At 60.9% G+C, this 13362-nt stretch carries 13 protein-coding genes and 1 pseudogene; 8 read left to right on the forward strand and 6 right to left on the reverse strand.

The genetic code is table 11. From position 1 onward, the window contains the following. Positions 1-46: 46 nt before the first annotated feature. Together AC5RU9_RS20405 and AC5RU9_RS20410 are read left to right on the forward strand one after the other, a co-directional pair. Positions 47-172 (forward strand): hypothetical protein, encoded by a 126-nt coding sequence (locus AC5RU9_RS20405; protein WP_494017925.1) that lies wholly within the window; start codon positions 47-49, stop codon positions 170-172. 329 nt (positions 173-501) lie between these two features. After that, on the forward strand, positions 502-1290 hold the full coding sequence (locus AC5RU9_RS20410; protein ID WP_494017926.1) for a MerR family transcriptional regulator: 789 nt from the start codon (positions 502-504) through the stop codon (positions 1288-1290). A 5-nt stretch (positions 1291-1295) separates the two neighbouring features. Here the strand turns inward: AC5RU9_RS20410 and AC5RU9_RS20415 are convergent, their stop codons facing one another. Beyond that, positions 1296-2180 carry a DUF2268 domain-containing putative Zn-dependent protease gene (locus tag AC5RU9_RS20415; protein WP_494017927.1) on the reverse strand — a complete coding sequence of 295 codons (885 nt, stop codon included), beginning with the start codon at positions 2178-2180 and terminating at the stop codon, positions 1296-1298. A gap of 350 nt (positions 2181-2530) precedes the next feature. On the opposite strand from AC5RU9_RS20415, the gene AC5RU9_RS20420 reads away from it, so the two are divergent. Together AC5RU9_RS20420 and AC5RU9_RS20425 are read left to right on the forward strand one after the other, a co-directional pair. After that, positions 2531-3109 (forward strand): recombinase family protein, encoded by a 579-nt coding sequence (locus tag AC5RU9_RS20420; RefSeq protein WP_494017928.1) that lies wholly within the window; start codon positions 2531-2533, stop codon positions 3107-3109. 835 nt (positions 3110-3944) lie between these two features. Beyond that, a complete protein-coding gene (locus AC5RU9_RS20425) occupies positions 3945-4847 on the forward strand; it encodes a DUF8370 family protein (protein ID WP_494017938.1) in 903 nt (300 codons plus the stop codon). Between the two features lie 157 nt (positions 4848-5004). Here the strand turns inward: AC5RU9_RS20425 and AC5RU9_RS20430 are convergent, their stop codons facing one another. The 4 genes from AC5RU9_RS20430 to AC5RU9_RS20445 form a co-directional block, all read right to left on the reverse strand. Beyond that, complete coding sequence (locus AC5RU9_RS20430) at positions 5005-5664, reverse strand: GntR family transcriptional regulator (protein WP_494017929.1); 660 nt, start codon at positions 5662-5664, stop codon at positions 5005-5007. A 113-nt stretch (positions 5665-5777) separates the two neighbouring features. Next, positions 5778-6806 (reverse strand): transketolase family protein, encoded by a 1029-nt coding sequence (locus tag AC5RU9_RS20435; RefSeq protein WP_494017930.1) that lies wholly within the window; start codon positions 6804-6806, stop codon positions 5778-5780. Further along, positions 6803-7666 (reverse strand): transketolase, encoded by an 864-nt coding sequence (locus AC5RU9_RS20440; protein ID WP_494017939.1) that lies wholly within the window; start codon positions 7664-7666, stop codon positions 6803-6805. Before AC5RU9_RS20440 ends, AC5RU9_RS20435 begins: the two co-directional genes overlap by 4 nt. Positions 7667-7704: 38 nt before the next feature. Beyond that, on the reverse strand, positions 7705-9042 hold the full coding sequence (locus AC5RU9_RS20445; protein ID WP_494017931.1) for an MFS transporter: 1338 nt from the start codon (positions 9040-9042) through the stop codon (positions 7705-7707). 251 nt (positions 9043-9293) lie between these two features. Here AC5RU9_RS20445 and AC5RU9_RS20450 point away from each other — a divergent pair, with 251 nt between their 5' ends. The 4 genes and pseudogenes from AC5RU9_RS20450 (at position 9294) to AC5RU9_RS20465 (ending at position 12851) form a co-directional block, all read left to right on the forward strand. After that, entirely contained in the window at positions 9294-10067 is a 774-nt protein-coding gene (locus tag AC5RU9_RS20450) for an SDR family NAD(P)-dependent oxidoreductase (protein ID WP_494017932.1), read from the forward strand. A gap of 956 nt (positions 10068-11023) precedes the next feature. Continuing rightward, positions 11024-11350: an ArsR/SmtB family transcription factor gene (locus tag AC5RU9_RS20455; RefSeq protein ID WP_494017933.1), complete on the forward strand. Its 327-nt coding sequence runs from the start codon at positions 11024-11026 to the stop codon at positions 11348-11350. Continuing rightward, positions 11347-12180 (forward strand): cation diffusion facilitator family transporter, encoded by an 834-nt coding sequence (locus tag AC5RU9_RS20460; RefSeq protein WP_494017934.1) that lies wholly within the window; start codon positions 11347-11349, stop codon positions 12178-12180. The genes AC5RU9_RS20455 and AC5RU9_RS20460 overlap by 4 nt, the downstream gene beginning before the upstream one ends. After that, a pseudogene (locus AC5RU9_RS20465) lies at positions 12177-12851 on the forward strand (DsbA family protein). The gene AC5RU9_RS20460 and the pseudogene AC5RU9_RS20465 overlap by 4 nt, the downstream one beginning before the upstream one ends. A 330-nt stretch (positions 12852-13181) precedes the next feature. On the opposite strand, the gene AC5RU9_RS20470 reads toward AC5RU9_RS20465, so the two are convergent. Beyond that, positions 13182-13362: hypothetical protein (locus AC5RU9_RS20470; RefSeq protein WP_494017935.1), on the reverse strand; the 181-nt coding region annotated here is incomplete at its 5' end.

Genomic DNA, 13362 nt, shown 5'->3' on the forward strand with positions numbered 1-13362 from the left:
ATTCCGCCAACATCCGGGCCTCTGCATCATGGGAGTTTGGTCGGGCATGAGATTGGTTGACGGAGTAGTGGATCCCGAGTCAGGGGCTTTCAGGATCCTTGCTTTCGATCCGGCCGATGACGCACTGCGGCCCCGAGACTTCGATTGGACGCTTCCTGCCAGCGAAGTCTAAAAGCTCGCGAGGGACCTCACATGTAATAGCGCGGCGTCGTCCGTGGGGTCGTATCGCTGACGACCAGTCCGGCCTCGACTGACAGGGCAAAGGTTCGTCGCCCCGATGAGGTGTCTCATAAATCTAATGCTTTCTGAGGCAGTGCTGCGTCTGGGGTCGGCAAGCCAGATATTCAGAATTTCCGCGAACCACGGGGCTCGGTTAGTCGTCTCGCCGTGAAGCGTCTCAGTATCGGCAGGGGAGGGGGTTTCCGAGTGAGGGAACGCAAGGGGATCCCTTACCGGACGCCGTTGGTGCTGTTGGGGCCCCGCGCCTGTAATGCTGGGTGAGTGAATGATTTTGGTGCTGTGGGGGCGGTTGCGCGCTTGTTGGGTGTGAGTGTGCGGACGTTGCATCATTGGCACCAGATTGGGGTTGCTGTTCCTTCTGATCGGAGCACCGCCGGTTATCGCCTCTACTCCGAGGCCGATGTCGCCCGGCTTCGGAGGGTACTCCTGTTTCGTGATCTGGGCGTTCCCCTGCAGAGTATCCCGGACCTACTTGCGGCCGGAACCGCGGTACGACGGCAGGAGTTGGAGGATCGGCGGGCAGAGCTCGGAGCGAAGATTCGTCATCTCCAGGAGCTGGAACGGGAAGTTGGACTCCTCTTGGCAGCAGATGAACAGGGCACATTGTTGTCCGCGTCTGATGAGGCAGAGGCTTTCGGGGAAGGCTGGGACAACTCTTGGACAACGGCTGCGCGTGAACGGTGGGCGGACTCGCCCCAGTGGGCGGAGTACACGGAGCGTTCTGCCGTGCGCACTGCAGAGGACTGGCGTGTAATTTCGTCGGCCATGCAGTCCGTCACTAAAAGCCTGGCCGAGGCAAAACGAGATGCGGTCCTCCCCGGCAGTCAATGCGGGAACGCCCTGGCGGAAAAACACCGGGAAGTGATGAGCGAGTACTTCCACTGCACTCACTCAATGCACGTTCTAATCGCACGACGGTACGTCACCGAGGCAGGCTTCCTGCAATACTACGAAGCGCTGGAGCCCGGATTAGCTCACTGGTTGAAACAGACCATCGACGCCAATGCGCGCGCCGCCGGAGTGGATCCCGACACCGCGATTTGGGGGTAACAGGCTCAACGAAGTACGCCCAGAGCGACGTCGATGATCTCCTGGCTCGAAGTATGCAACGCCTGAGCCGCCGTTATGCCGGCGGCTTCGAGGTACGCATCAACCAAGCGGTTACCGGCCGCGTACCCTGCCCCTGTGGGAAGCCCGACAGGGTCACAGCCGAACCGTCGGGCTGACTCGTCGCCGTGCACCCACGCTGTGAAATTCTGCATGCCGCGAACCTGCAGCCCGGTCACTACCTTTTCAAAAACTCTGTCGTCGTGGAGGTGGGGCAGCCCGATGGGCGTGTACCCGGTGTGACCGTAGAGTTGCCGGGCAAAGGCGTCTGCCAAGCCTTCGGAGATGATCTGCTCACCGACCGCAACCCGACTTGGGTCCCAGATGACCCCTCCGGGTGCATAACGAAGGTTGTGGTTCAGCTCGTGAACTGCAGCCGCTTCAATCCGGTTGAGGTTCTCCTCTGTCGGCCACAGAGTCAGCGAGATGTAGCCGGTGGCACTGCCGTTGCCGCTGAATCCTCGGAGTGGACCCATGAAGTACTCGTCGTTCGGGTTCCCGAGCATGATCAGGACTTTGATGTCCGGGATGTCGATGCCGGAGGTTGCGGCGAGTTGCTGCTCCACCGCTGTTGACATTGCTGTTTCCACCCGTCCCCAGACATCGGCATTATGTAGAAGGTCCAACGCCTGCTGCGCCTCTTCACCTGGCAGGTCCAGGGGGAACCCGAAACTCATCGCGTGCATCATCAGCAGGTCGACCTCGCCCGGGAAGTACCTGAACATTCCTTCCATGGGAGTAAGCACGCTGCGGAGGGCTTCAGTACGTTCGGCTTCAGAAGCCTTCAGCACGGCTTCCAGCCCCTCCATCGTGTCCAAAATCGAAATAGTCATGAAATGGACCGTAGAGCCTGACGTTGCGTGAGGGTCAAGCTCTGTCAGCGCCCGTAAGCCGGTCCCTCTACGCCCATCCATGAAGGCTTATCCAGGACGCCGTCGCATCACGAACCCCGGCATGCACGTAAGACCCGCACGGTGATATGCACGATGACGGGGGGATAACAGCAACCTGCCGGCTCCCTGCATTCATCTCATCAATGGATCCTTTGATAAGAACCTCGACCTTGACCGGGTACGACGATTCCGGTCCGCGGATTTTCGGCGCAACGCCTGTCCCAACAAAGTGTCTCACTAGGATATTCTCAGAATTATCAACATTGGCCCTTTGATAAGACGGAGATGTGATGGCACGCCTGGGATACGCCCGCGTCAGTCTGGCTGATCAGAATACTGATATGCAGATCCGCGAGCTGGAAGCGGCTGGGTGCGAGCGGATCTATAAAGACCAGGGGATCAGCGGAACCAGGGTAAGCCGTCCAGAGTTGGACCGGATGCTGGATCGTCTGGGTCCAGGGGATGAAGTCGTGGTGTGGAAGCTGGACCGGTTGGGGCGCAATACCCGGCACTTGCTTGAGCTTTTGGATGACTTCAAATCCCGAGGCATCAAGTTTCGTTCGCTACGGGATGGCATTGCCACTGACCCGGCCAGCGAGGTCGGGGGAGCGATGGCCCAGGCAATGGTCACCATCATCTCCGCATTCGCCCAGCTTGAACGAGACCAGCTTTCCGAGCGCACCAAAGCCGGCATGGCCGCCGCAGCTGCTAATGGAAGAAAGGCCGGGCGCCGGGAGGTCACCACTGACCATGAGAAGGTCAAGAGGGCACATGAACTGAAAGCCCGAGGCCTCAAGCCATCGGACATCGGAAAGATCATTGGAGCCAGCCGCGCCACCGTCTACCGGTACTTAGGCATGGACTCTTGAGGCCACAGAGCTGATTCCCGGAAGTTGTCTTTGTGACTGCCGCCCGCGGCAGATCTTTTGGGATAACCTCCGGGACGGAAATGTTACGAGGTGGCCGGCGGTCAGCGTCTCGGCAAATCCGCACTCCGAGCATCAGGGTTAGCGCCTCCGCCCAGCACGGGCAGCCGCCCACGACGCCCGGATTTCCTCGCCGGAAGGACGAAATTGTGGTCCCCGGAAAAATTTTCTGTTGAAAGTTATCCACAGGGTCGGAAGCCTTCCGCGGGCCTTGGTCCGCGACGAAGCTCAACTCTAAACCTCATGGCAAGATGCGAGCCGTCAGGGCCTTCAATGAGCCATCAATGACCTTATGGATGTCCCAAAAAGCCCGAAATCACAGGGATGTAACTCTCAATTTGGCGTAAGCCCAGCACATCTAAAATCTTTTTGTCAAGGGGCTACGAGGCCCCTCTGCGGCCCTGAGGGGCCTCTCTGGGCCTCCCTGTGCACGAGGGTGCATAGTTTTTGCCCACAGGACGAAATAGGCCGTTATAGGGCGAAATAGGGCCATTTGAGAGACTCTGTCCGCAGGAGGGTGGATCCCATGCTGTAAACTAGAGGTAAGAGTAGGGCAACAAAAAAACCCCGCTCTGAAGAACAGCTCTTTTTTGGCGAAAAGAGTAGTCCGAGCGGGGCTGATGTATTCGTTTTGACGGGCGAATATGCATCAACTCTACATCGGATCTGGGCTTCTGGCGCACATATGTGTCCAAAACCATGCCTCGGGCGCCCGCCCGTGGCACCGATCCTTGGGGCATAACACCCCGGAAAGAGTTGAGGTAACCCCTTGATTCCTGTGTCTACGGCCTTTGGCCTTCCCACCCATCAACTTCCGTTTCTCGACGTGTGTGTCGATACGGACAATCCCCTCGTCTTGGACCCGAGTGCTATACGAAACAGCACTCACCCTCGCGCTGCGAAGGCCCAAGAATGCCTGCGCTCCTTCTTCATCGAAGTGCTCCGCTGCCGGGACAGCTCGGTGCCATCCGAACTTCGCAGGGGACTCCAACTCCTGCAAGATCTTCACGAACCCAATGAGACTCGCCTGGGGCTGACAGCAGAAGGTATCCGCGGCAAAGGATTTGGGCCTGAAATGGGCCTGCTCCTCTGGAAAGAATTGCAGAGTCCTGTCTGCCGCAGCGCTGCTCTGACCAGGTTGGAAGATCTCGCTCTGTTCGTTTCCGGAGTCGGCAAGGATCTCACTTCGGACATGACGACCCGCGTCACCTTCGGAGTGCTGGCCGAGTTCACCCAAGAAATGATGCAAACCTACCCCTCGCTGGCAGCAGGCGCGGTCGAGAAGACCGTACGCATCTGGGACACAAAAGCACTCGATTGGGTCGAGCAGAGCGTCCTCCTGCCTTACGTTGATGACAAACAGCTGCTGTTGATTCCGGTCGAGTGGACCCGCGGAAACCTGCTCATGGCCAGCCGTTCCTTCTACAACCGGAAGGCCACCGAAACGCTTCAGGAAGAGCAGACGGTCCTGAACGGCGACGTGAAGCTCATCCCGTCGAAACGGCTTCTCAAGGAACAGAACCCGGAAGTTAAGAAACTCAATGGCTCCCAGGCGGTCACATACCTTCCTAACCGAAACCTCGTGGAGGAATTCCGGAGCGAGGTGGACAGGGACTTCACAGCCATGACCTCAGAGGAAGCTGTCCGCCGCATTTCGCGAGGCGGGCGCGGGGCAGCGTAAGCGCCCTGAATGGGCACCTTCCGCCCGAAGTCCATCAGGGCGGAAGGTGCTCAGTGACGCCGATCGTGGGGGAGTGCCCCGAACTGGATGTCCCACTTCCAAGGAAGTGGAACACAGGCCAGATCATATGAATTGGCCGAGGCCGGGGCTTGCTTGCTTAAGCTACGAGGTTGCCGGCGGCAGTGTCCATGTGTTCGCGGATGGTCTGGCGGGCGAGGGTCGCGTCACCGGTTTCGATAGCAGAAACGATGTCCCGGTGGCGGTCCACGCTCATGTTCTTTACGCCTTTTTCCAGGCCGGCGAACATGATGGACATCCGGATGGATCCTTCGAGTGCGGTCCAGGAGTGGAGCAGGGTTTCGTTGCCGGTCAGTCGGCACAGGGTGCGGTGGAATTCCATGTCGGATTCGACGCGTTCTTCCAGGGAGGAGTCCTGCGCGGCAGCCATGACGTCGATTTTATGATGCAGTGACTCGATGGCGTGTGCTCGGTCCGGGAGTTCGCATAGGGTGCGGGCGGCTAAGGATTCGAGGGCGGCCCGTACGGCGAAAATGTCGCGGATTTCCTTCTCATCGAGGTGGCGGACCGAGAGCCTGCCGCGGGGACCTGCGGAGAGCAGGCCTTCCTGCTCGAGCTGACGCAGTGCTTCGCGGAGGGTTCCCCGGCTGATCTGGAGCATTTCTGACAGTTCTGTTTCCACCAGGTGGCGTCCGGGTTTCAGTTCCCCGCTGGTAATGGCTGTACGCAGGGCCGAGAGCGCTTGTTCCCGGAGGCTTGTCTTTTCCAGTCCCAGCAGGGGTGCTGTCAGTCCGGCCATGGCCACAGTCCTCAATGTTGTAATTCGACTGTTTACAGTCGTTGGTTTGTTTCGATGGTACGACAAAAGCACGGACCCGGTCCGGGACCGTGCTTTCGTCGTGGCCTCTACGCCTAGCTCAACTCGGCGAGCACCTTTGCGACGATACGGTCGACGGACAGGCCGTACCGTTCGTGCAGCGTGGGCAGCGCACCGGCGTCGAGGAATTGGTCCGGAAGCGCGATGGGAACCACGCGCTTGCCGAGGCCAGCGGTGACGACGGCGGAGGCAACAGTTTCAAACAGGCCGCCGACAACGGTGTGATTCTCCAGCGTCACGGCGAGACGGTCGGTGTCCAGCTCTGCGAGCACTGTGGCGGAATCGAAGGGCTTGATGGTGGGCGTGTGAACCACGGCGACATCCACGTTGTGCTTCGCCAGGGCATCTGCTGCCTGTAGCGCACGCATGGTCATCAGGCCTGAGGAAACGAACACAACATCGTTGCCGCCGCGCAGGACCTTGGCCTTGCCGAGCTCGAACTTGTAGTCGTACTCATCCAATACGGTGGGCACATTGCCGCGCAGCAAGCGGAGGTACGTGGGCCCGTCAGATGCAGCGAGCTGGGGAACTGCCTGCTCGATGTCCAGGGAGTCGCAGGGGTCCACGATGGTCAGGTTGGGCATGCCGCGGAAGATCGCCATGTCTTCGGTGGCCTGGTGGCTGGGTCCGTATCCGGTGGTCAGGCCGGGGAGCCCGCCGATGATGTTGACGTTCAGGTTGGGCTCGGCGATGTCGAGGCAGAGGAAGTCATATGCGCGGCGGGCTGCGAAGACGGAGTAGGTGGAAGCGAACGGGATCAGCCCGGTTTCGGCCATGCCTGCGGCGGCACCGAACAGGAGCTGCTCGGCCATTCCCATCTGGAAGAACCGTTCCGGGTAGGCCTTGGCGAAGATGTGCATGTCGGTGTACTTACCCAGGTCAGCGGTCAAGCCAACAATGCGGGAATCAGCCTCGGCGGCCTTGACCAGCGCATGCCCAAAGGGAGCGGAGGTGGTCTTCTGGCCAGGATCAGCGAAGGAGGCGATCATGGCGGAGGTCTTCAGCTTCGGCTTGGCCGCCGAAGCGGCGGCGGCACCGGCCGCCGTCGTGGTAACTGTGCTCATGCTGATGCCGTCCCTTCGTATCCTGCGGTCAGCTGTTCGCGGCAGATCTGCCACTCGTTTTCTTCGATGCGCATGAAGTGCGCCTTTTCGCGGGTCTCCAGGAGCGGCACGCCGCGCCCAACCTTGGTGTCGCAAAGGATGACCGACGGACGTCCGACTGGTGCCGCAACCGCGGCGATGTTGTCGAACGCTGCCAGCAACGCACCGACGTCGTTCCCGTCCACGCGCTGGGTGTACCAACCGAACGATTCCCACTTTTGGGTGACCGGTTCGGTGCGGAGCACGGTGTCCGTGGCGCCGTCGGCTTGGAGGGCGTTGATGTCAACCATGGCTGTCAGGTTGCCCAGCTGGTGGTGGTACGCACCCATGGCGGCCTCCCAGGTGGAGCCTTCATCGAGTTCGCCGTCGGAGAGGAAGTTGATCACGCGGGACGCGGAGCTCTGAAGACGCAGGCCAAGAGCCATTCCGACCGCGACCGTCAGGCCGTGACCCAGCGAGCCGCCGGAGATTTCCATGCCCGGGGTGTAGGTGGACATGCCGGACATCGGCAGGCGGGAATCGTCGGAGCCGTACGTTTCGAGTTCGGCAATCGGGACGATACCGGCTTCGGCCAACGCGGCGTAGTGGCCGATTGCGTAGTGTCCGGTGGAGAGCAGGAACCGGTCCCGTCCCTCCCAGTGCGGGTCTTCGGAACGGTAGGTGAGCTGGTCGGCGTAGACGGAGGCCAGCATGTCGGCGGCGCCGAGCGCCTGGCCAACGTAGCCCTGGCCTTGGACCTCGCCCATGTTCAGGGTGTGGTGGCGGATCCGGTAGCCGGCGGCGGAAACCTCGTGGATGCGTTCCGTCGTTGGGATTGCCATGGTTTGTGCTGTCATTTGGGCCTCTTCTGTGGTGGTCATCAGGCGGTCACTGACTGGGGGGTGTTTTTGGTGGCTTCATCGGCGAGATGGCGATCGCGCTTGCCCCAGGTTTCCCGTGTGACGAGGGCAGCCCAGAGGCCGATGGCTGCGTAGAAGCTGAAGAGAAGGGCCGGGCCCATCCAGCCCAGACTTACGAACAGCAGCGTGGTGATGAAGGGCGTGAATCCGGAAACCATCGCGGAGATCTGGTAGGCCAGCGAAGCGCCGGAGGAACGCGTTTTCGCTTGGAACAGTTCCGGGAACCAGGGGCCTTGGGCGCCGGCAAGGGAGTTCTGGCAAACAGCGTAGGAGATGACGATGGTGGCGATCACGAAGATGAACAAGCCGGTATTCACGAGCAGGAACATGGGAATGCCGAAGAGTACGGCGAAGGCGCAAGACCAGACGTAAACGGGGCGGCGGCCGATCCTGTCGGTCAGCCTCGCCCAGGCCATGGTCGCGAAGATCCCGACAGCTGATGCGATGCAGAGGGCCACCAGGGTTTCGGTCTTGTCCGCCAGTTCCTGAGTGTGCAGGTAGGAGATCATATAGGTGATGGACACCGCGTAGCCGGCTGTCTCAGCGATGCGCAGGCCGATGCCACGGACAATGCTGCGCCAGTCAGTCTTGATGACCTCGATGATCGGGGACTTGACGATGGAGCCGCTTTCCTTGACCTCATCGAATACCGGCGATTCCGGGACCTTCGAGCGAATGATCAGGCCCACTGCGACCAGGACGATGCTGGCCAGGAAGGGAACACGCCAGGCGAGCTCACCACCCAGGTTCACACTGACGAGGAAGACAACGTTCGCCAGGAGCAGTCCAACAGGGAATCCGGCCTGCACGATCCCGGTGTACTTGCCTTTGGACTTCCACGGTGCGTGCTCGTAGCTCATCAGGATGGCACCGCCCCATTCTGCACCGAAGGCCAGGCCCTGGACCACACGGACGAAGACCAACAGGGCGGGAGCGAGCAGGCCCACCTGCTCGTAGGTGGGCAGGAGACCGATGAGGAACGTGGCCACGCCCATGAGAATCAGGGAAGCCACGAGGACAGGCTTGCGGCCGACCTTATCGCCGAGGTGGCCGCCGATGATGCCGCCGATGGGACGTGCTGCGAAGCCGACGCCGAGTGTGGCGAAGGCGGCCAGCGTTCCGCTCACCGGATCGCCGGTCGGGAAGAACGCGGTGCCAAAGTACAAGGCTGCGGCGGTACCGAACCCGATGAAGTCGTATGTCTCAATGACGGCGCCAACACCAGAACCGATCGCGACGCGCTTCGCGTCCTTGGTGCCGTGCACGTGACCGCGCATTTTCAGAGCTTCATTGCTCATTGGAGTTGTCCCTTTCGATAAGCGATGGACTTGAAGCCCGGCGCTGTCGACTGTTAACACTGATGCGTCCATAGTGATGCACATCATGCTGACTGTCAACAGTCAATGTTCAGGGTTGACTGTTAACATTGATCAATCTACAGTGATTCACATCACGCATGGCGCGAACGGTGCCGACGCCGGCTCCTCTCTCGCCCTACGCCTTAAACGTCCCGCAAAGCCCTGCCCACCACAAGCTTTCAAGGAGCACCATGACCACCATCCAGCGCACCGCTGTCCTCACCGGAGCTACCTCCGATCGCGGCATCGGCCTGACCACCGCCCGCCGCTACGCCAACCAGGGTTGGGGCATCGTCATTCTGGACCTCGACGGCGAGAAGTCCGCCAAGGTTGCCGCTGAGATCGCCAACGAATTCAACGTCCCGGCGTTCGGTCACGAAATCGACGTCGCCAACGAAACCTCCGTCACCGCAGCCCAGGCCGCCGTCGCAGCCGAAGTCGCCGCCGGAACCCTCCCGCCCGTGGGAGCCCTGGCCAATATTGCCGGCATCACCTCCCCCGCTCCCTTCCTGGAGACCACGCTCGAGCTATGGCACAAGGTCATGGACGTCAACGCCACCGGCACCTACCTCGTCACCAAGGCATTCCTGCCGGACATGATCGCCAACGGCTGGGGCCGCATCGTCAACATGTCCTCGGTCTCCGCCCAGCGCGGCGGCGGCGTATTCGGCAAGGTCCCCTACTCCGCAGCCAAGGCCGCCATCCTCGGCTTCACCAAGGCACTCGCCCGCGAAATCGGCGAGACCGGTGTGACCGTCAACGCCATCACCCCCGGCGCCGTGGACACCAACATCCGAGTCGGCAGCACCGACGAGCAGGAAGCAGCCATCAACGCCGGCATCCCGCTCGGCCGCAACGCCACCACCGAGGAAGTCGCCGCCGTCATCACATTCCTCTCCTCCGAAGACTCCGCCTACCTCACCGGCACCACCATCGACATCAACGGCGGAAGCCACCTCCACTAAAGGGACCACGCACCCGCAAAGGAGCCGGCCATGACAAGAAGCGCTCGTGATTCCACGGATGGACCGACGTCGGGATGGCCGGGTCCTGGTCCGTTCGCCCCGACTCTTCAAGAGGATCCCCGTTCCAGGCATGAACGAAGAAGTTCGCAGCTCGGCGGTGGTGCATACCAATCCCGTGGCTGGAACCGATTAGTCGGAATCCGAGTGGAGATCCGCAAAGACTTCGAGATCGTCAGGAACGGAATAGTCGACGACGCCATGCCCGACTCTTCAGTTCTCTGGCTGGCCAGCGACAGCACCGACGGTCGAGAACTATTTAGCGAAGCAGGGGTATATCAAGTTTGGGTCCGGCCGCAGGAACTGAGTGTCGAGTGCACCTACAGACTGGCTGCGGCTACATTGCTGAAGGCCTAAGGCGGCAGGGCAATGCGCTCGGGCGGCAGACAGTAGGCACAGAACGCAAACGACGCGCGCTAGACGTGGAATACTCGCCACCGTAGGGAACATGGCGCGGCTGCCACTGCAACCGCGCGCTTAGCGCGGTGGGGTTCGGGGGATTCAGGTAGTAGTGGCGACCGTTTCCATGATCAGTTCGAGTCCGCCGTCGATTTCGGCTGTGGTGAGCGATGCGGTGATGTCGGAGAGTCCGGCGAGGTCGTGGATGTGAGTGTCGCCGCAGGGGATGTTGGTACGTCCGTGGGGAAGTTCGCAGACCCAGTAACTGTACTTCAGGGGGGACGGACAATTTAGCCGCCGGGGGCGGTGTGGACGGCTTGCACGCCAATAGGGGACAGGGCGGTTTCTAACCAACGTCGCAACAGGTCTGGCTCTGAACGTAGCACCTGCCGCGTGGATTCGAAGGTTAGTACTACTGCAAAGGGGCGGGGATGCATTCGCTGGCCAACTCTGTTGAATACAGAAATGCGTGAATACAGCACAGGATGTACTTTCGATGTATGAAAACGCTCACCCAGGCACCTGTACTGGCCCAATTCGGCTATGCAGTGTCCGACCCGACCCGCGCACGGGTTCTTCTTGCCCTCTCTGATGCCCCGTCATATCCCTCGGATCTGGCCGATTCATTGGGAGTGTCGAGGCAGAGCATGTCCAATCACCTGACGTGCCTGCGCGGCTGTGGCTTAGTGGTTGCGGTTCCTGATGGGAGGCGGAGTCGGTATGAGCTGGCGGATGCCAGACTTGGTCACGCCATCAAAGACCTGATCGGCGTCGTCCTTGCAGTGGATCCGGCCTGCTGCGCCCCGGACGGGGAGTGCTTCGCATGACAGCCTTGGTGAATGCGCCCACGTCGGATCGCCGCGCGGTCCTGAGCCGCCGGATCAGGCTATTCGCAGCCGCGACCATTACATACAACGTCATCGAGGCAGTCGTAGCGCTCTGGGCCGGAGGCGTAGCGGACTCCTCCGCGCTGATCGGCTTCGGGCTGGATTCGGTCATTGAAGTGACCTCAGCTCTTGCGTTGTCCTGGCAGTTCGCCGCCAAGGATCCGGAGCGGCGTGAGCATCTGACGTTGCGGATCATTGCCATCTCTTTCTTCGCCCTCGCCGCATTCGTGGCCGTGGACGCAGTCCGCTCACTAACAGGTGCAGGAGAAGCTCAACACTCAACAGCGGGCATCGTCATCGCTGCGCTGAGTTTGGCGATCATGCCGGTGCTGTCGTGGGCTCAGCGCCGTGCCGGGCGGGAACTCGGCTCCAGGACCGCCGTCGCCGATTCCAAGCAGACCTTGCTCTGCACTTATCTCTCCGCCGTCCTGCTGATCGGCCTGGTCCTGAACAGCACCTTGGGCTGGTGGTGGGCTGATGCCGGTGCGGCACTTGTTATTGCAGGTATTGCTGTCCGGGAAGGCATCAACGCCTGGAAAGGCGAGGCTTGCTGCGCCGTTCCGCACGCTGATCACGGCCACACCGACGAAGGAGATGACGACTGCTGCGCACCCACCGACAAGACTCCGGCAGCATCCGCGCCGGTGAGGATCGAACTGGTACGCCCAGTAACCACGGAGGCAGCGGAGTCCTGCTGTGCCGGGTGCGGATCGGACGTCGCGGCTAAGCCGGTGGCTGTCGAGCTTGGAACAAAGCCGGCTGATCGATGAGCCGAGTCATTTCCGCCCGGAGGGTCCGCATCGCCATATGGATCCTCCTCGCGGCAACAGTAGGCGCCGGCGTGATCTGGTGCGCCGTGCTCACCGCCAACAAGCCAGCTCCAGCTGTCCCTCTCGCGGCCGCTGACGCCCAGCTCGCCAGAGAAGACAGCCACCGAGTCACGAACCCGGCCACGGAGAAAGCCCAACTTGTCTAATTCCTGGACTTCGAATGCGAATCCTGCCGCGCCGCTGAGCCCTGGGTGGAGGAGTTGAAGAAGGAATACGGGGACAAGATCACGTTCATCCACCGCTACTACCCGCTGCCGGGCCACCGGAACTCCGGCACGGCAGCCTTGGCCGCGGAAGCCGCCGCTCAGCAAGGCAAGTACGAGGCTATGACTTCCAAGCTGTTTGAGACCCAACCAGAATGGGGCGAAAAGCAGGATTCCCAAGCAGCACCGTTCAGGACCCTCGCCCAGGAACTAGGGCTGGACATGGTGGAATATGACGCCACAATCGCGGATCAGGCTACCAAGGACCGCATCGACCAAGACGTTGCAGACGGAAAAGCTCTTGGAGTCACTGGCACTCCGACCTTCTTCCTCGACGGGAAGAAGGTCACCCTGAATACCGAAGCCCAGTTCCGTCAGCTCCTTGAGGACGCGGCTAGCCCGAAGTAGCAAGAGCTGCAGCCGTGTGCTCGCTTCCGCTGTTCCTGGGATCCATCTGCCCAGCAGCGGAGTGGTAGACCGCGAATCGGGCAGTTGCGCTTGACCAACTCAGGACCGCTCTGGGACGGCTGTTGATCTCATCAGCGGCGAATAATACAGCTGCCGAATCCACCGTGCTCAGGTCATCTCCCTTCCGAAAATACTGACGGAGCAATGGAGTGGTCCCCGGAAGTTGGACATCCAATTTAGGATCCTTCTTCAGGGGAGTAGTCAGATGTACTTGAGAAGCACGTTGAGTCACTCCGATGCCGTGTCGGCTATCGAGTTGTGTTGCTGTGTCTAGTAGCGCTGCTGGTCCGGCCGGCGCATGGTCTGAACGGCGCTTCCAAGGCAGACCGCGCCCGAAACGATCAGGATTACGGAGGAGGCGATGAGATACCAAACGCCGCCGGTAGTCGCGGCGCAGTAGAGGCCGTATACAAGGAAGCCGGTCCCCAATAGCGCCCAGATCAGCGCTGCG

This window comes from Arthrobacter sp. B0316-5-4 (assembly GCF_059090325.1).